Raw genomic sequence first — 17,324 nt, 5'->3', positions numbered from 1 at the left:
TTTATCCCCCAAAAAGGCGTTTCAGGAAGCCCTTTTTCTCTTCTTCGATGAAGCGGAACGGGCGTTCTTCCCCTAACAGGCGGTGAACGGTATCGTCATAGGCCTTACCGGCATCGGACTCACTATCAAGAATAACAGGTTCACCCTGGTTAGAGGCACGTAATACCGACTGATCTTCCGGGATCACGCCAAGTAGCGGGATACGCAGGATTTCCAGCACGTCTTCCATGCTCAACATATCGCCACGGCTGACGCGGCCCGGGTTGTAACGGGTTAGCAGCAGATGTTCCTTGATCGGGGATTCCCCTCTCTCGGCACGGCGCGATTTGGAAGCCAGAATGCCCAGGATACGGTCGGAGTCACGTACTGAGGACACTTCCGGGTTGGTGGTGATGATGGCTTCATCGGCAAAATACAGCGCCATCAAAGCACCGGATTCGATCCCTGCGGGTGAGTCGCAAACCACAAATTCGAAGGCCATCTCGTCAAGATCGCCGAGGATTTTTTCCACGCCTTCACGGGTCAGTGCGTCTTTGTCACGGGTTTGCGAAGCGGGCAGAATGTAGAGGTTGTCGGTGCGCTTGTCTTTGATTAACGCCTGGTTCAGCGTGGCGTCACCTTGGATAACGTTCACGAAGTCGTAAACGACCCGGCGTTCACATCCCATGATGAGGTCAAGATTACGCAGACCGATATCAAAGTCGATCACCACGGTTTTCTTGCCTTTCTGGGCCAAGCCGGTCGCAATGGCCGCACTTGATGTGGTCTTGCCAACGCCCCCTTTACCCGATGTAACAACAATAATGCGTGCCATGAAATGGATTCCTTGTCAAAAGGGCTTAATTTAAAGGTTGTATGGTTAAAGCATTATCCAACAGGCTGAGCCTTGCTGCCTGCCCGAGGTACTCGGACGGGATCTGATCGCTCAACCAGTACTGCCCTGCGATAGAGACTAGCTCAGCACCCAGGTGCGTGCAAAAAATCTGACACTGGGTATCGCCAGAGGCGCCAGCCAGTGCGCGGCCACGCATGTTACCGTAAATATGAATATTGCCGTCGGCTATCAGTTCGGCACCGGCACTGACGCTGCTGGTGACGATCAAATCGCTGTTACGGGCGTAAATCTGTTGGCCTGAACGGACAGGAGTACTGATGATGCGCGTTTTGGCTGGGGCATTATCAGGTACCGGCGCCTGCGGGGCCGCCTTCTGGCCTTTACCTTCATTGAGCAGTGGCAAACCGGCGCGGGCGATGGACCGTTTCTGCCGCTCATCTTTGCAACCGCTGATGCCGACCACGCGCAGCCCAGCCGCAGTGACAGCCCGTTGAATTTCTTTCCAGTCTGCGTCGCCGTTCAGCGTAGCAACATTAATAACAACAGGGGCATTTTTGAGAAAAGCTGGCGCTTGTTCCACCTTTTCTTGCAGTGCCTGGCGTATTACCTCGGGGTCGCAATTATGTAAATGAACCACCGATAGGGTAAAACTGCTGCCTTTTAGCTCAATTGGCGATTGTGACATCTATCCTGACTCAGTCTCAGCAACTTAAATCCCCGGAATACCACTCGGGGTGCGATATTCCGAAGTACTATAAGCATGTTATAGTCAGAGTTATATCCAGGCAAGACGCTGCCTCAATTAAATAGAGTTTTAAAAATGTTTTGTGTCATCTATAGAAGTGCCAAGCGCGACCAGACTTATCTTTATGTCGAAAAAAAAGACGATTTCTCTCGGGTGCCGGAAGATCTGATGAAAAGTTTTGGCACTCCGCAGTATGCCATGATGCTGTCGCTCGACGGGCGTAAGAAATTGGCCTCAGCGGATATCGAGAAGGTGAAAGAAGCCCTAAAGCAGGAAGGGTTTTATCTGCAGTTCCCACCGCCGGTGGAAAACCTATTAAACCTTCATTTGTCTGACGCCAAAAAATAACCGGGCGTCGATTTTCAACCCTGTGTTAACGCCAGCTTTTAAGCATCATCTGCATCTGGCGACAGGTCGTCACAGGTAGGGAAAATCATGAAGAAGATGTCGATGATGCTAACGCTGCTCCTTTTGGCTGGCTGCGTTAAACAGGTGGGGGCAGCTCCCGCGCCAGCTACGCAGCCAACCGGGAGCACGCTGGCAGAAACCGGGCGTGATCCGGCGGAGTTCCCGGCCTATGTGGAACAACTGAAGCGGCAGGCCATCAAGCAGGGTATACCTGCGGCTACCGTTGAGGCAGCCTTTGCCAACGCGCATTTTGTCGATCGGGTGATTAATGCCGATCGCAATCAGTTGGAAAAGAAGATCACGCTGGATGATTACCTCAGCCGTGTGCTGCCCGCGTGGAAGATCCAGCGGGGCCGCGAGATGCTTCAGCAATATCAGCCACAGCTGGCGCGAGTGACGGCGCGTTATGGCGTTCCGGAACAATACATTGTCGCGCTATGGGGTATGGAAAGCGCCTTTGGCAAGATACAGGGTAAGGAAGATGTTGTTTCTTCGTTGGCGACGCTGGCATTTGAAGGCCGGCGCGAAGCGTTCTTTACCAAACAGCTGATGGCGGCCTTACAGATTATTGACCAGGGCCACGTTGATGCGGGCAACCTGAAAGGGTCCTGGGCGGGGGCGATGGGGCAGAGCCAGTTTATGCCAACCTCGTTTTTGACCTATGCCGCAGATGGAGATGGAGACGGTAAAATCGATATCTGGAATAATCTCGACGATGTGTTTGCCTCTACGGCCAACTATTTGGCTACCGAGGGTTGGCAGGCTGGGGTTGGCTGGGGCCGTGAAGTCAAACTGCCCGCGCAATTCAATGTTGACCAACTGGGGCTGAAAGACGCCCAGGGGCATCGCGAGGAACGGTGGGCGGCAAAAGGAGTGGTGTTAGCGGATGGTTCACCCTTACCGGCCTCTGGTTTGCGTAGTTGGGTGATCGCTCCAGATGATATGCAAGGACGCGCATTCTTGGTTTATGATAACTTCCGTACTCTCATGCACTGGAATCGTTCGTATTATTTCGCGATCAGCGTGGGAATGATGGCCGACGATATCGGTCAATAGGTCGGTAACTACCAGGTGCCTGGAATGGCACCCCGTACGTATCATGGGCTGAGGTTATCTGGCCCCTACACTGTGGTTGGGAGAGGCGGTATGTATCAACATAGAGACTGGCAAGGAGCGTTGCTTGATTTCCCGGTAAGCAAAGTGGTTTGCGTAGGCAGCAACTACAGCGATCACATCAAGGAGATGGGGAGTGTCACCCCGCCTGAGCCGGTGTTGTTTATCAAACCTGAAACAGCATTGTGTGATATTCGTCAACCGGTAGCGATCCCCAAGGGGCTGGGGTCGATTCATCATGAAGTCGAGTTGGCGGTGCTGATTGGTACCCCGTTAAAGCAGGCCAATGAAGATCGCGTGGCCCGTGCCATTGCGGGCTATGGCGTGGCACTGGATTTGACCTTGCGCGATCTGCAGGCCGGGTTCAAGAAGGCGGGTCAACCTTGGGAAAAAGCCAAGGCATTTGATGGCTCTTGCCCGATCTCCGGCTTTATTCCGGTGGCTGAGTTTGGCGATCCGCAAAATGCCGAGCTGTCTTTGTCGATCAATGACGAACTGCGCCAGCAGGGCAATACCCGCGATATGATCAACCCCATTTTGCCGCTGATTGCCTATATGAGCCGTTTCTTTACGCTGCGTGCGGGCGACATCATTCTGACCGGTACTCCTCAAGGGGTCGGGCCAATGGTTTCCGGCGATATGCTGAAAATCTCGCTTAACGGTAAGACCCTGAGCACCCGAGTGATTTAATCCCGCTTTATTTTTCTGCCTGTCGGGCCTTCTGAGGGTTGCAGGCAGAAACCTCTTTGGTACCTTACACTGTTATTATCCACGCTGGATGTCGTTGCGGCAGGCAGGGGCAGCCGGGGAAACGTTTCCTTTTGCGCTGAGTGTCTATATAGTGTGCCCCCTTGAACCTGCTTGCAGGTGGTTTGTTCATTTACCTATTTTCGGAAGTCGATATGTCACAACTCCCTTTTTGGCAACAGAAGACGCTGGACGAAATGTCTGAGGCAGAGTGGGAATCGCTGTGCGACGGATGTGGGCAATGCTGTCTGAACAAGCTGATCGATGAAGATACCGATGAGATTTACTTCACCAACGTGGCCTGCGATCAGCTCAATATCAAATCCTGCCAGTGCCGCAACTACGAGCGCCGCTTTGAGCTGGAAGAAGACTGCATCAAGCTGACGCGCGAAAACCTCACCACGTTCGACTGGCTGCCGCCAACCTGCGCCTATCGCCTGATCGGCGAGGGTAAACCCTTGTTTGACTGGCACCCGTTGGTCAGCGGATCAAAAGCGGCAATGCACGGTGAGCGTATTACCGTACGCCATATCGCGGTGCGTGAAAGCGAAGTCGTAGATTGGCAGGACCATATCCTCAACAAACCTAGCTGGGCCAGGTAAGCGATGGTATGTGGGAATAAACTAAGTAGCTGTATCGAATAGTGTTACAGGTGGGAGTCATGCAGAACGCCGACACGCCGTGAACCCGTCCATGGGGGCTCGTATCGCGCATCCCTGCGCTCAACGGTCGGCTAACCTGCAATGACTCCCACCTGTCTCAAGCTTAAGGTGTCGCGGTATTAAAGGCCGTCTGGGCAGTAGGCTTATCGCACCACCAAAACCGAGGTTTTGGCATACCTGACGACCGATGATGCCGTTGTGCCAAGCAAGTAAGTAGTGATACTGGGTCTGCGCGAACCGACAACGATCAGATCGGCGTTGATCTCATCAGCAAAATTCAAAATCCGATCCCGTGGCGCGCCGATCTCTACCGAACAGTGCACTCGGCCTTCCGGAATATCAAATGCCGTAACGGCTTTCTTTAACTCCGCTAGCGCAATCTGTATCCGCTCATCATCGCTGGGCAGTAACCGCTCGGGGTGCGACAGCCCATATTCATAATAAGAGAGCATAGGGGAGAGTACGGCGAGGAAATGGATATGCGGGTAATCGATGTTTGCCAATGAATTAATCGTGGGAATGACTTTCTGTGTTAACTCGATTTCAGCCAAATCAATGGGCGCTAAGATAGTCTTGTACATACAACCTCCATAATGAGTAGGTGATGTGCATACTACTGCGTGATTAATATACCAAATTTGCTGCCCCAATGGGGTGACACAGATCGAAGTTATGGCCGACCCAGCGATTAACCCGCGGATCGGCTGAAAAGCCAGGCTTTCTATATCAATGGCTTGTGTAACAACTCTTGCAAGACGTTCAGCGGCGCATGCTGCGGGGTTTTCATGGCGCTCACCGGTAAAATAAAGGTCTGTTCCAGCATATATTGGCCAGCCATAGCAGCATGGGGAGTTTGATCGGAAAAACAGATCCAGCTGCTTCCAGGGGGGAATTCCACTGCCTGCTGGGGGCCGCTTTCCTGGTAGTCTTTGTCTGCCTTCATCGCATCGTGCATTTGCAGCATCAGATGATCGTAGTGACTACGGCGCGTTTTGGTAATACCCACTTTATCCAGCAACCAACTGGCAAAGGGCGAATAACGTTTCAGGCGTGGCAGAAAACGTTGCGCCAATTGAGGGAACGGCTCCCCGACGCGCCACTGGCGGCTTTCACCATGAGGGTTGATGTTGGTGAAAATGCGTAAAATACGGTTGCCATAATTGGGGCGCGAAGGGAACGCATCGACATGCAGGCGGCTGTCGTCCTTGCGCCATGAAGTCGAGGCTGTCCATGCAGCGATCGGGTGCAGACGCAGGCTATTGGTGGGCATTTGCACTGCGTGCCGATATTCGGGCAGGACGGAATCGATTAAATGCTGGCAGGCTTGATAGTGCCGAGCCATTAATTTATGTACCGCTTCGAGTTTGGCCTCAAGGGCAACCCCGGTCAGCTTTTGCTGTTCTGGCTGATAGCTAATATTTTTGCGTTTGGGATCGACCAACTCTGGGGTGAGTAAGGTTTTTTCCGCGTCGGTCAGATTAAAGGCCAGATGAGGGAAATAGAGCACCTTGCCGCTTTCCAACTCGGCTACGGCATCCAGAGTAGCAGAGGAGGTAGCATTCCAGTCTAAATAGGGCAGCGTCGTGATGGCCGATTGCAGATTGATTTTATTTTCTGACATAGTGATCCCTTGCTCAAAATACCCTGTCTATCTTATTGGCTGCGACTGTTCATTGGTTGAGCGCCTGAGGCCTTGGTTGACGTAGGCGTTTTATCATGCAGAGCATAGCCGAAATCGCGTGCTAACCGGGCGGTCAGGTTAAACAAAAGCTAAACGAGGGGGGAAATAAATCAGGGCGGATGAGGGGAGTGGCTTATATACGTCATCATTTTATTAATATCTGCCCTAAAGTATTAATACGGTGAATGAAAAACGGCCAGTCAATGATTAAGTGTAGCCAAAATATCGGTGCTTGAAAGGGGAGGATTGCCAAAGATTGGGCGGTATATCGGCGGGGAACCGCAACAAAACTTAATGTTATGTAAATTACGTCGTAATCGCCTGGTGGACGCTTCTTTTTAAACAAAATCTTAGGTAGCTTGTCGGCACCTCCGCCTGTGATGAGAATGTGATGATGAAAATGGTACGCCTATTTGCCGTGGCCGGAGTACTGATCGTGCTCGTGTATTACTTTACCCATACTTGATGTTGCTTGCCTACTACACACGATGCCATTGATTACCCAAACGGACGCAGCATGTAGCGGCCCTACTCGGTAAGCCTCAGTAGCAATAAAAAACGGCGCCCTCAGGCGCCGTTTTTGCGATGTTTTAGCGTTAGCGGCCAAACAGATCGCGTTTACGTTGGCGGACAAATTGGCTGAGCAGAACCACAATCCCGATCAGCAAATAGGCAGCAAAAATCCCCACCAACCACTGAGGCATTTCCAACGACAGGAACTGCCACTGGCGCACCGAGCAGTCACCTGAAGCGTGGAACACCGCAGGCGCCCATTTGTCTAACGGCAGCCAGGATGGGAAGCTGACAAAGAAATCACAGGTATTAAACGGCGATGGATGCAGCTGGATCATCGTGTGTTTCCAGGCTAACTGCAGGCCTTCCCAGGCACTGTAAATCCACAGCAGGATCGCCACATAGCGTAGCGGCGACTTCGGCGCCAATGCACCAAGCAGTGACGCTCCCAAAATCCCGAACAGCGCGACACGTTCGTAGATACACATTACGCAAGGCTGTAACAGCATCACGTGCTGAAAATAGAGGGCCGCCAACTCCAGTACCAATGCAGTCAGAGCCAACAACAGCCAAGCACCGCGCCCCTGCGAGCAGCGGTTAAAGAATTGCAACATATCTATATTCTTCCATGCAGTAAGCAATTGAACCGGCAGTGTAAACCAATTCATCCCCGCTGCCAGCTATCTAACGACGATTCAGTGAAAAATATCGTCGTTTGCAGGGACGGTTATGGCGGCTAATGTGCAGCGATTGGGGCCGTTGCGTCAAGCGGTAGCGGCATTAACCACTGCCATTGGGTAAACAGGTCCGTTACCGGTGCCAGAGTATGCTGCACACACAGCAGACCAACCAGGGTCAACACTACCGTGTAAGGCAACGCCATCCAGACCATACGGCCATAAGACAGACGTACCAACGGTGCCAGGGCAGAGGTCAGCAGGAACAGGAAAGCAGCCTGCCCGTTGGGTGTAGCCACCGAAGGCAGATTGGTACCGGTGTTAATCGCTACCGCCAACAGTTCGAACTGTTGCAGTGAAATTGCTCCGTCCGCCAGTGCCGCCCGAGCTTCGTTAATGTAAACCGTACCGACAAAAACGTTATCAGAAACGGAAGAGAGCAGACCGTTGAACAGATAAAACAGGGAAAGCTGTGAGCTCGGCGGTGCTTGTAGCACATAGTGGATCACCGGAGAAAACAGCTGCTGTTCAATGATCACCGCCACGACGGTGAAGAACACCGTCAGCAGCGCGGTAAAGGGCAGGGCTTCCTGGAAAGCCTTACCGATCGCATGCTCATCGGTTACGCCGCACAGAGAGGTTGCCAAAATGATCACTGAGAGGCCAATCAGGCCCACTTCCGCCAGGTGGAAGGCCAAGGCAATCACCAACCAGAGGCCGATTAACGCCTGTACCACCAACTTCATTTTTTCCTGGCGGCTACGCTTGGCCGTTGCCTGGCGATCGAACTCTTTTAGGACGCTACGCACCTGGTCCGGCAGTTTGGTGCCGTAGCCAAATACCGCAAAACGTTCAACCAGCAGACAAACCAACAGACCGCAAACGAACACCGGTAGCGTGACGGGGGTCATGCGCAGGAAAAATTCGCCAAAGCCCCACCCGGCGCTTTTGGCGATGATCAGGTTCTGCGGCTCGCCTACCATGGTCATCACGCCCCCGAGAGCGGTGCCGACGCCCGCATGCATCAGCAGGCTGCGCAGAAAGCCGCGGAACTGTTCCAGCGTCTGTTTATGGTCGGCATCTTCCAGGTGACTATCGTCACTAATATCGATTTTCTGATTGGAGGCGACGTTATGGTAGATCGAATAAAAACCCGTGCCGACGCTGATCACCACCGCGACCACGGTCAGGGCATCCAGGAAGGCAGAGAGCAGTGCAGCGGCAACGCAGAAGGACAACGATAGCAGCATCTTTGAGCGGATGTTCAGCAGCAGTTTGGTAAACACAAACAGCAGCAATTGCTTCATAAAGTAGATGCCTGCCACCATAAACACCAGCAGCAATAACACCTCAAGATTACTGGCAATTTCCGCGCTGACGTGTGCGGGGCTGGTCATGCCGATCAACACTGCCTCAATGGCCAGTAGTCCGCCGGGCTGTAGCGGGTAGCATTTCAGCGCCATCGCCAGCGTAAAGATAAACTCGATAACCAGGAGCCAGCCTGCCACGAAAGGGCTGACCAGGAAAAATACCAAGGGATTGATCACCAGAAAACTGATGATGGCCAGTTTGTACCAATCGGGGGACGCCCCGAGAAAGTTCTTTACCAATGCCGAGCGTATTGTCATATCCATGCTTGTTTTTGCGAAACCTTAAAGTGAGTTGGCTCGTCATACCCTAACAACGGCAGTGGGGCTGATGCAAACAAGGAAGCCCTAATAGCCTGAAATTTCGGCGAAGTGGTTTTTTTCATCTTTTTGCCAGCTTATGCACACTTTCGTTTATTGTTTTTGGCTCGCGCTATGTGATGCCCCGGCGATCTGGTATGATCTGCCGATTACAATTACTGATTATCGTCGTTACGGAACATCAAACACATGGTTATAAAGGCGCAGAGTCCTGCCGGTTTCGCGGAAGAGTATATTATTGAAAGTATTTGGAATAACCGCTTCCCTCCCGGCTCTATTTTGCCCGCGGAACGTGAGCTTTCAGAACTGATTGGCGTCACGCGCACCACATTACGTGAGGTTCTACAGCGACTGGCCCGTGACGGCTGGCTGACTATTCAGCACGGCAAGCCGACCAAGGTGAACAATTTTTGGGAAACCTCCGGCCTTAATATTCTGGAAACCCTGGCCCGGCTCGATCATAACAGCGTACCGCAGCTGATCGATAATCTGCTGTCAGTGCGGACCAATATTGCCTCGATCTTTATCCGTGCGGCGGTGCGTAACCACCCGGAGCAGGCGCAGGAAGTGTTGGCGAAAGCGGCGTTGGTTGACGATCAGGCGGATGCCTTCAACCAGCTCGACTATGAAATTTTCCGTGGCTTGGCCTTTGCCTCGGGCAACCCGATTTACGGCCTGATCCTCAATGGCTTGAAAGGGCTGTATACCCGTGTTGGCCGTTATTACTTCTCCAACCCGGAAGCGCGCAAACTCGCACTGACCTTCTACAACAAGCTGTCTAGCCTGTGTCATGAGAAGATGTATGATCAGGTGATGGATTGCGTGCGTAACTACGGTAAAGAGAGTGGGGCTATTTGGCAGAGCATGCAGGGCACTATGCCAAGCGATCTGACCGAAGCGCGTCGTTAATTCGCGTTATTCCCGTAATCAGATAGTTGAAGGGGCGCTGCATGCGCCCCTTTGTCATATTGCCGCTTTATAACGCGTTGGGTCTTGGTGGGCAGCGGTCCAGCAACTCAACGCTGCCATCTTCGTTTTGCTGCTCCAGAATAATGTCGAACCCCCATAGACGATGCAGATGTTTCATCACTTCTCTGCGGCTTTTATCCAATGGAGCCCGGTCCTGCGGAATGTAGCGCAGCGTTAATGAACGGTCGCCACGCAGATCCACATTCCAGATCTGAATATTGGGCTCGTGGTTACTCAGGTTGTACTGAGCCGACAGCTCCTGACGTATCGCCCGATAGCCCGCTTCGTTATGGATCGCTGAAATCTCCAGATAATTGTTGCGATCGTCATCCAGCACGGTAAACAAGCGGAAATCACGCATCACCTTCGGTGACAGGAACTGGCTGATAAAGCTCTCATCCTTGAAGTCACGCATGGCGAAGTGCAGGGTGTCCAACCAGTCTTTGCCGGCGAAATCCGGGAACCAGTAGCGATCTTCTTCGGTCGGCGACTGGCAGATCCGTTTGATGTCCTGGAACATGGCAAAGCCCAGCGCGTACGGGTTGATGCCGCTGTAATATTGGCTGTTGTACGGTGGTTGGTAGACCACATTGGTATGGCTGTGCAAGAACTCGAGCATAAAGCGATCCGTCACGCGCCCTTCGTCATACAGGTGGTTAAGGATGCTGTAGTGCCAGAAGGTGGCCCAGCCCTCGTTCATCACCTGCGTCTGTTTTTGCGGGTAGAAATACTGGCTTACCTTACGCACTATGCGCAGCACTTCACGCTGCCAGGATTCCAGCAACGGGGCGTTTTTCTCCATAAAATAGAGAATGTTTTCCTGCGGCTCCCGAGGAAAACGCACGGCCTGTTCCGGCAGGGCTTCGCGATCGACTCGCGGCAGGGTTTTCCATAGCGAGTTGACTTGGCTTTGCAGATACTCCTCACGGCTCTTTTGGCGGGCTTTTTCTTCCACCAGCGAGATTTTTTGTGGCCGTTTGTAGCGATCGACCCCGTAATTCATCAGCGCATGGCAGGAGTCCAGCAGCTTTTCTACTTCTTCCACGCCATAGCGTTCCTCACATTCACTGATGTAATGGCGGGCAAACAGCAGATAATCGACAATCGAACTGGCGTCGGTCCAACTGCGGAAGAGATAGTTATTTTTGAAAAACGAGTTGTGCCCATAGCAGGCATGAGCCATAACCAGTGCTTGCATGGTGATGGTATTTTCTTCCATCAGATAGGCAATACACGGGTTGGAGTTGATCACGATCTCATAGGCCAACCCCTGCTGACCATGCTTATAGCGCTGCTCGGTTTCGATGAACTTTTTACCGAATGACCAGTGGGTATAGTTGATCGGCATCCCGACGCTTGAATAGGCATCCATCATCTGTTCGGAGGTAATGACCTCGATCTGATGCGGATAGGTGTCGAGCCGGTAATGTTTGGCAACCCGGTCGATCTGTTCCAGATACACCTGCAACAGGTCGAATGTCCAGTCCGGTCCATCGCTCAGACGTTTATCTTCCTTAACCTTTTTCTGTGTCGAAGTAGTCATCAGCGCACCCTCGTTATGAACGGCGTCGGCTCTTTTGGCAGACCCTTTAACAATGATAGTCCAAGTCGTAATAAATCGTTTGGAATCATCCGTGCTGAGCACTGATAACCACTTGGGGTAGCTACGCTTAAACCCGCTTTGCGGCCTGTGGCGGTACTCAACCTGGCATTCGGACCGTGAGGCAGAGGAAACTGATGTGCAATGGGCGTGGCTGGAATTATTAGCCTGAAATATTTAATTAAACAGATTTATATTCCAGATTGTGAAGATTGTTATTCCATATGGCGCTGGTTGTTTTCGCTGATGTTTTTGGCGGGTGAATAGCCTGATTTTTCGTCAAAATGCGCTTTAACAGCATCTTATCGTTATTTTTTAACCACTATTGCCAAAGCCTGGCGCATCAACGATAAAATAATTGTGAATATTGTCACGATTAATAAACGATTTGTTGAGTAGTTTTTTCCACTGAGTTAATTTCCTGTTATTGGTAGATTGTGCTTTATCGATCCTTGGGCTGGAGTCAGCGATGAGAGTGGTTATTTTAGGTAGCGGAGTGGTAGGGGTTGCCAGTGCATGGTACTTGGCAAAAGCGGGCCATGAGGTGACGGTGATCGATCGTCAACCCGGGCCAGCCTTGGAAACCAGTGCGGCCAATGCCGGGCAAATATCTCCGGGTTACGCCGCACCTTGGGCAGCACCTGGGGTACCGTTGAAGGCGATTAAATGGATGTTCCAGCGTCACGCGCCGTTGGCAGTCCGCCTAGACGGCAGCAGTTTCCAACTGCGATGGATGTGGCAGATGCTGAAAAACTGCGATACCGCCCACTATATGACCAATAAAGGCCGTATGGTGCGTCTGGCGGAATACAGCCGCGACTGCATTAAAGCTCTGCGTCAGGAAACCGGCATCCAGTACGAAGGCCGTCAAGGCGGCACGCTGCAACTGTTCCGCACCCAGCAGCAGTTTGACAGCGCGGCCAAGGACATCGCCGTGCTGGAGGACGCCGGAGTGCCTTACAAACTGCTGGAGGCCAGCCAGTTGGCGACGGTTGAACCGGCGTTGTCGCAGGTTGCCCATAAGCTGACTGGCGGTTTACAGCTGCCGAATGATGAAACCGGGGACTGCCAACTGTTCACCCAGCAGTTGGCCAAGCTGGCTAAGCAGGCCGGAGTCAACTTCCTGTTTAACCGCAACGTTGAACGCTTGCTGGTGGAAGGAGATAAAATTACCGGCGTGCAGTGTGATGGTGAAATCATTACTGCCGATAGCTATGTTGTGGCGTTCGGCGCCTATTCTACCGCGCTACTGCGCGATCTGGTGTCCATTCCGGTTTATCCGTTGAAAGGTTACTCATTAACCATCCCGATAACCGATGAAGCGGCCGCGCCATTCTCTACCGTGCTGGACGAAACCTATAAAATTGCCATTACTCGCTTCGATAAGCGCATCCGCGTGGGCGGTATGGCGGAGATTGTTGGCTTCAATACCCAGTTGGAGCAGAAGCGGCGTGAAACGCTGGAAATGGTGGTACGCGATCTGTATCCGAACGGTGGGTGTGTTGAGGAGGCAACATTCTGGACGGGGCTGCGCCCGATGACACCAGATGGCACGCCAATCGTGGGGCGCACTCCGCTGAAAAATCTCTATTTGAATACCGGCCATGGCACCTTAGGTTGGACGATGGCCTGCGGCTCCGGGCAGTTGCTTGCCGACTTGATCTCTGGGGTCACTCCGGCCATTGCTTCAGACGATCTGGCGGTGGCGCGTTACCGCGCAGACTTTCGGCAGGGACCTGTTGTTCCCTTGAATGACGTGCACCCGGCACGCTGAAACCCAATCTGATAGGAGAGCTCATGCCTCGCCCGATTACCGCTACGCTGCATTTGGCCGCGTTGACCAATAACCTGCAGGTAGTTCGTCGTTTTGCGCCTACGGCTAAAATCTGGGCCGTTGTTAAGGCCAATGCCTATGGCCATGGTTTGCAGCACGTCTGGCGCAGCCTGGGCGAGAATAGTGATGGTTTTGCCTTGCTCGATCTTAACGAGGCAGTGTTACTACGCGAATCTGGCTGGCAGGGGCCGATTCTGTTGCTGGAGGGCTTTTTCCAGCCAGCAGACCTGATGCTGATCGATCGTTACCGGTTAACCACTGCGGTGAACAGCGACTGGCAACTACAGGCGATTGCCGAAGCGCGTTTACAGGCACCGCTGGATGTTTATCTCAAATTGAACAGTGGTATGAACCGCCTAGGGTTTGCCCCGGAGCGGTTGCACAGCGCTTGGCTAGCCGCAAAGGAGCTGCGTAATATTGGTTCGATAACGCTAATGAGCCACTTCGCCACCGCCGACGGTGCTGAAGGCGTAACGGAGCAAATGGCCGTGATTGAACGCGCGACTGCTGCGATTGATCTGCCTCGTTGTCTGGCCAACTCGGCGGCCACCTTGTGGCACCCACAGACGCAGGGGGAATGGGTGAGGCCGGGGGTTATACTTTATGGCGCATCACCCAGCGGCCACTGGCAGGACATCGCCGCTACTGGTTTGCAACCGGCGATGACGCTGAGCAGCAAGATCATTGGCATCCAACAGCTGCAAGCGGGAGACCGGGTAGGGTATGGCTGGCGCTATGCCGCTGGTGGGGCGCAGCGTATCGGCGTCGTAGCCTGTGGTTATGCGGACGGCTATCCTCGTCATGCGCCCACCGGGACTCCAGTCTGGGTGGACGGTGTGCTGACGCACACGGTAGGTTCGGTTTCCATGGATATGATGACGGTGGATTTGACGCCGTGCCCGCAGGCAACCATTGGTACTGATGTCGAACTCTGGGGAAGGAAACTGCCGGTCGATGATGTGGCTGCCGCAGCCGGAACCTTGGGTTACGAACTGCTGACAGCCTTGGCGGCACGGGTGCCTATTGTTGTAGAAGAATAGACTCAGCCGATCTTTTTCAACTGCCCTTTGATTTGCTTGCTGCGCTGCCGTGCGTGTAGCGCCAGCAGGCAACCTACCAGCATCACCAACGCCAGCGACATTTTCGGTTGCAGTGGTAACGCCATCGCGATCAGGCCCAGCGCGGCACCCCCGGCCATCTGAATAAAACCTACCAGTGCCGAAGCCACACCAGCTTCGTTAGAATAAGGCTCCAACGCATAGCTGGTTGACGGCCCCATGACAAAAGCCAATCCGGCACAGGCGCAGGCCACGGGCAGGATATACGCCAACCAATGGCTTTGTGCAGCGTCACCCAGTAGTGCCACGCCCAACACTAACGCGAGACAGCCTAACCCCATTAGTATGCCGCCGGTTGCCAGGCAGAAAGGGCGGCCAATCTTGTGAATGATGCGGTTGGCGACAAAGCTGACCAGCATGATCCAGAAACCGTTGGCACCAAATACCAAAGAGAACTGGAGCGGTGATAGCCCGGCAGTGCCCATCAGCACGTTAGGTGCCAATGAAACATAAGTTAGCGCCATCCCCATCGCCCCTGCATTGACCACAGCAAAGGAGATAAAGCGGCGATCGCCAAGAATGCGCAGATACTGTCGTACCGGCAGCCCTTTGACGGCTACGGTAGTAGCGGGGCGGGTTTCCGGCAGGAAGAAGATGACCAGCAATAACACCACCGCGGCATAACCGACCAGGAACCAGAATGGGGCGCGCCAGCCGAAGGCTTCTGCCAGCAAGCCACCGAGCAGCGGGGCCAGTGCAGGAATGATATTCAGCGTGCCGTTGAGGAAACCGAAAGCGCGTGCGGCGTCATCGCCATTCATCCGATCGCGCACGCCACTGAATGCTACAACGGCGGTACAGCAAACGGCCACGCCTTGCATCAGGCGTGAAGCGACAAAGATATCCGCCGTTGTCGCCAGCGCGGCCATGGCTGCGCCCACCATATAAATCAGGATCCCGGCGATAGCCACCGGCTTACGACCGTAGTTATCCACCAGCGGACCGGCGATCACCTGGCCAAGACCCAACACCAGAATAAACAGCGAAATGGTGGATTGGATCAAGGCTTCGCTGCTGTTAAGGCCCAGGGCAATGGCAGGAATGGTGGGCAGATAGAGATCAATTCCCAGAGGGCCAAGCAACACCAGGCTGAGCAGGAGAAAGAGAAATTTTTGCATAACAAAAATGGCACATCCGAATGACAAAGAGGACTAGAGTAGAGCTCCCAACCGCAAATGGGAAGCGATAACGTATTGATGACAGACAGGAAACCGTTTGCGCTTGATTTTCCCTGGCGCGATCATTTTACCGCGGGTTGGCGGTAATAAAGCGCTGAAATGGTATCTGCAACGTAGCGCGCCTGGTGTTTGGCATCATCCAGCGCCCGGTGTGGTGTGCCTTCAAACGGACGCTGTTTCTTGGGATTGAAACCATGCAACTCAGCCAGCGTAATGATAGTGCGGGCGTCTTGGGTATCCCAGAACTTCCAGGGGCAAGGCATTGCCAACTGGTGGTAGGCATGTTCCAGGATCGAGCAATCAAACTCTTTGCCATTGCCCCAGACTTTCACCGTGTCGGTGCTGTGCATGTGAATAAAACGGCTCAGGTTGGTTAATACCCGCTTGAGACTTTCGCTGCCTCCGAAGGCCTGTTTACGAGCTTCGTCTGACTGTTTTGCCCACCACGTCACGGTATCCAGACTGATTGTCCGGCCCGGTTGTTCCTGCTGGCTGTTCACTGCTGCTTCAAATTCTGCCCCTAACTCACCGGTCTTGGGGTTAAAAAACACGCCGGCAACCACCAGGATCACCGCGCTCGGGGTAATATCCAGTGTTTCAATATCTAGCATCAAATGGTTCATGGGGTCTCCAGGCTGAACAAGCTCGTGATGGTACTGCATACAGTCTGGCAGAATATCCAGTTACTTTGAAATAGGCGAAAACGGTCTGTTCACGGTATGATGACTTTAGTCATGTTGCAGAGTTGGTAGCTAGCGTTGAGAACACTTATTTTTATTCTATGTATGATCGGCTATCTGCTGGTATTAGGCTATTTTGGCGTTTACGTTACCGATAAAATCTGCGAAAACGCGCAAAACTTAAGTAAAATCTGCCGCATGGTGGATATCTCTGAACCTCACATCCCACAGTCACACGTCACCCCAGATAGTCGCGGGTGACTAATAGCGTCAATATCGCCGTTATCCCGATTAACACGGCCCATTGGCGCCAACCAAAGCGCGCCAACCCTTCCTGTTGCACCTTGTTAGTGTTGAATTGCCTAACGGTTAGAGTACCAGCCAGTAACATTGTTATGACGATCCAAACCAGGCTCAGGCTGGCGGTGGAGAACTCAGTGTGCAAAATATTGGCGTAATACAGTCGCATGGTCATAAAGTAGATCAGCAATACCCAGCTGAACCCTGTTCGTTTCTTCAGGATCTGGCTGAGCAGAAAAGCGATAAACAGGCTATGAGCCATGGAGATTAACGGTGATTCAAAGGGGTGGCGGACGCAAGTGTTGTATACCGCCAGATAGAGATTAAAGATCAGTAACGCATACACCGTATAAACATACCAGCCATAGACCACTTTCAGTCTTCTGGAGGGGGCAGGGATAGGATTTGCTGTTTGAGTCATGCACACTCCTTGAGTTATCCAGATTTATAGCATTTAACAGCTAAATGAAAACTAAACGGCTCAGGAGCATAAGCTGCTGAGGTAAAGGTTTTCTCCAGGATGACGTACCAATCATAAACCCATAAACTCGCCTGAAACGCCCATCACCAGAGTGC

At 52.9% G+C, this 17,324-nt stretch carries 17 protein-coding genes; 7 read left to right on the top strand and 10 right to left on the bottom strand.

The features are described 5' to 3' along the window. Position 1 precedes the first annotated feature (1 nt). Positions 2-814: a septum site-determining protein MinD gene (gene minD / locus WN53_RS22515; protein WP_024486629.1), complete on the bottom strand. Its 813-nt coding sequence runs from the start codon at positions 812-814 to the stop codon at positions 2-4. Positions 815-839: 25 nt separating this feature from the next. Further along, the gene (gene minC, locus WN53_RS22510; RefSeq protein WP_024486628.1) at positions 840-1,520 is read right to left on the bottom strand and encodes a septum site-determining protein MinC; all 681 of its coding nucleotides are present in this window, start codon (positions 1,518-1,520) and stop codon (positions 840-842) included. A gap of 135 nt (positions 1,521-1,655) precedes the next feature. On the opposite strand from minC, the gene WN53_RS22505 reads away from it, so the two are divergent. From WN53_RS22505 to WN53_RS22490, 4 genes are all read left to right on the top strand, one after another. Then, on the top strand, positions 1,656-1,928 hold the full coding sequence (locus WN53_RS22505; protein WP_021181176.1) for a YcgL domain-containing protein: 273 nt from the start codon (positions 1,656-1,658) through the stop codon (positions 1,926-1,928). A 96-nt stretch (positions 1,929-2,024) separates the two neighbouring features. Then, entirely contained in the window at positions 2,025-3,044 is a 1,020-nt protein-coding gene (locus tag WN53_RS22500; RefSeq protein ID WP_235167066.1) for a lytic murein transglycosylase, read from the top strand. 90 nt (positions 3,045-3,134) lie between these two features. Continuing rightward, positions 3,135-3,791 (top strand): fumarylacetoacetate hydrolase family protein, encoded by a 657-nt coding sequence (locus WN53_RS22495; protein ID WP_024486626.1) that lies wholly within the window; start codon positions 3,135-3,137, stop codon positions 3,789-3,791. Between the two features lie 212 nt (positions 3,792-4,003). Then, entirely contained in the window at positions 4,004-4,450 is a 447-nt protein-coding gene (locus WN53_RS22490; RefSeq protein ID WP_021181179.1) for a YcgN family cysteine cluster protein, read from the top strand. A gap of 203 nt (positions 4,451-4,653) precedes the next feature. Here WN53_RS22490 and WN53_RS22485 read toward each other — a convergent pair whose 3' ends face one another. The 4 genes from WN53_RS22485 to nhaB all read right to left on the bottom strand — a co-directional run bounded on the left by WN53_RS22485 (position 4,654) and on the right by nhaB (position 9,015). Continuing rightward, a complete protein-coding gene (locus tag WN53_RS22485; protein ID WP_024486625.1) occupies positions 4,654-5,091 on the bottom strand; it encodes a universal stress protein in 438 nt (145 codons plus the stop codon). A 140-nt stretch (positions 5,092-5,231) separates the two neighbouring features. After that, positions 5,232-6,131, bottom strand: a complete 900-nt coding sequence (kdoO, locus tag WN53_RS22480) for a Kdo hydroxylase KdoO (protein WP_024486624.1) — start codon at positions 6,129-6,131, stop codon at positions 5,232-5,234. A gap of 656 nt (positions 6,132-6,787) precedes the next feature. Then, positions 6,788-7,318 (bottom strand): disulfide bond formation protein DsbB, encoded by a 531-nt coding sequence (dsbB, locus tag WN53_RS22475; protein WP_021181182.1) that lies wholly within the window; start codon positions 7,316-7,318, stop codon positions 6,788-6,790. Between the two features lie 122 nt (positions 7,319-7,440). Beyond that, entirely contained in the window at positions 7,441-9,015 is a 1,575-nt protein-coding gene (gene nhaB, locus WN53_RS22470) for a sodium/proton antiporter NhaB (protein ID WP_046808302.1), read from the bottom strand. A 243-nt stretch (positions 9,016-9,258) separates the two neighbouring features. Between nhaB and fadR the strand changes: the two genes are divergently transcribed. Beyond that, positions 9,259-9,978 (top strand): fatty acid metabolism transcriptional regulator FadR, encoded by a 720-nt coding sequence (gene fadR, locus WN53_RS22465; RefSeq protein WP_021181184.1) that lies wholly within the window; start codon positions 9,259-9,261, stop codon positions 9,976-9,978. A 67-nt stretch (positions 9,979-10,045) separates the two neighbouring features. Here the strand turns inward: fadR and WN53_RS22460 are convergent, their stop codons facing one another. Next, a complete protein-coding gene (locus WN53_RS22460; protein ID WP_046808301.1) occupies positions 10,046-11,581 on the bottom strand; it encodes a SpoVR family protein in 1,536 nt (511 codons plus the stop codon). A 526-nt stretch (positions 11,582-12,107) separates the two neighbouring features. On the opposite strand from WN53_RS22460, the gene WN53_RS22455 reads away from it, so the two are divergent. Both WN53_RS22455 and dadX read left to right on the top strand, forming a co-directional pair. Continuing rightward, positions 12,108-13,412, top strand: coding sequence for a D-amino acid dehydrogenase (locus WN53_RS22455; RefSeq protein WP_024485408.1), 1,305 nt, complete (start codon positions 12,108-12,110; stop codon positions 13,410-13,412). A 23-nt stretch (positions 13,413-13,435) separates the two neighbouring features. Beyond that, positions 13,436-14,512: a catabolic alanine racemase DadX gene (dadX, locus tag WN53_RS22450; RefSeq protein WP_024485407.1), complete on the top strand. Its 1,077-nt coding sequence runs from the start codon at positions 13,436-13,438 to the stop codon at positions 14,510-14,512. A 2-nt stretch (positions 14,513-14,514) separates the two neighbouring features. On the opposite strand, the gene WN53_RS22445 is transcribed toward dadX, so the two are convergent. From WN53_RS22445 to WN53_RS22430, 3 genes are all read right to left on the bottom strand, one after another. After that, positions 14,515-15,708, bottom strand: a complete 1,194-nt coding sequence (locus tag WN53_RS22445) for a multidrug effflux MFS transporter (RefSeq protein WP_024485406.1) — start codon at positions 15,706-15,708, stop codon at positions 14,515-14,517. A 122-nt stretch (positions 15,709-15,830) separates the two neighbouring features. Further along, positions 15,831-16,391, bottom strand: a complete 561-nt coding sequence (locus WN53_RS22440) for a 3'-5' exonuclease (RefSeq protein ID WP_024485405.1) — start codon at positions 16,389-16,391, stop codon at positions 15,831-15,833. A gap of 295 nt (positions 16,392-16,686) precedes the next feature. Beyond that, complete coding sequence (locus WN53_RS22430; RefSeq protein WP_024485403.1) at positions 16,687-17,169, bottom strand: hypothetical protein; 483 nt, start codon at positions 17,167-17,169, stop codon at positions 16,687-16,689. Positions 17,170-17,324: the final 155 nt, after the last annotated feature.

The organism is Serratia fonticola, assembly GCF_001006005.1.
GTDB lineage: Bacteria > Pseudomonadota > Gammaproteobacteria > Enterobacterales > Enterobacteriaceae > Chania > Chania fonticola.
The sequence above is the reverse complement of the archived record's forward strand: the minus strand, read 5'-3'. Positions and strand labels throughout refer to the sequence as shown.

Bases quoted from the DNA above. Each gene is read 5' to 3' on its own strand.
- kdoO (WP_024486624.1), bottom strand. From the start codon at position 6,131: ATGTCAGAAAATAAAATCAATCTGCAATCGGCCATCACGACGCTGCCC.
- WN53_RS22495 (WP_024486626.1), top strand. From the start codon at position 3,135: ATGTATCAACATAGAGACTGGCAAGGAGCGTTGCTTGATTTCCCGGTA.
- WN53_RS22505 (WP_021181176.1), top strand. From the start codon at position 1,656: ATGTTTTGTGTCATCTATAGAAGTGCCAAGCGCGACCAGACTTATCTT.
- minC (WP_024486628.1), bottom strand. From the start codon at position 1,520: ATGTCACAATCGCCAATTGAGCTAAAAGGCAGCAGTTTTACCCTATCG.
- minD (WP_024486629.1), bottom strand. From the start codon at position 814: ATGGCACGCATTATTGTTGTTACATCGGGTAAAGGGGGCGTTGGCAAG.
- WN53_RS22445 (WP_024485406.1), bottom strand. From the start codon at position 15,708: ATGCAAAAATTTCTCTTTCTCCTGCTCAGCCTGGTGTTGCTTGGCCCT.
- nhaB (WP_046808302.1), bottom strand. From the start codon at position 9,015: ATGGATATGACAATACGCTCGGCATTGGTAAAGAACTTTCTCGGGGCG.
- WN53_RS22440 (WP_024485405.1), bottom strand. From the start codon at position 16,391: ATGAACCATTTGATGCTAGATATTGAAACACTGGATATTACCCCGAGC.
- WN53_RS22430 (WP_024485403.1), bottom strand. From the start codon at position 17,169: ATGACTCAAACAGCAAATCCTATCCCTGCCCCCTCCAGAAGACTGAAA.
- dsbB (WP_021181182.1), bottom strand. From the start codon at position 7,318: ATGTTGCAATTCTTTAACCGCTGCTCGCAGGGGCGCGGTGCTTGGCTG.
- WN53_RS22490 (WP_021181179.1), top strand. From the start codon at position 4,004: ATGTCACAACTCCCTTTTTGGCAACAGAAGACGCTGGACGAAATGTCT.
- fadR (WP_021181184.1), top strand. From the start codon at position 9,259: ATGGTTATAAAGGCGCAGAGTCCTGCCGGTTTCGCGGAAGAGTATATT.
- WN53_RS22500 (WP_235167066.1), top strand. From the start codon at position 2,025: ATGTCGATGATGCTAACGCTGCTCCTTTTGGCTGGCTGCGTTAAACAG.
- dadX (WP_024485407.1), top strand. From the start codon at position 13,436: ATGCCTCGCCCGATTACCGCTACGCTGCATTTGGCCGCGTTGACCAAT.
- WN53_RS22485 (WP_024486625.1), bottom strand. From the start codon at position 5,091: ATGTACAAGACTATCTTAGCGCCCATTGATTTGGCTGAAATCGAGTTA.
- WN53_RS22460 (WP_046808301.1), bottom strand. From the start codon at position 11,581: ATGACTACTTCGACACAGAAAAAGGTTAAGGAAGATAAACGTCTGAGC.
- WN53_RS22455 (WP_024485408.1), top strand. From the start codon at position 12,108: ATGAGAGTGGTTATTTTAGGTAGCGGAGTGGTAGGGGTTGCCAGTGCA.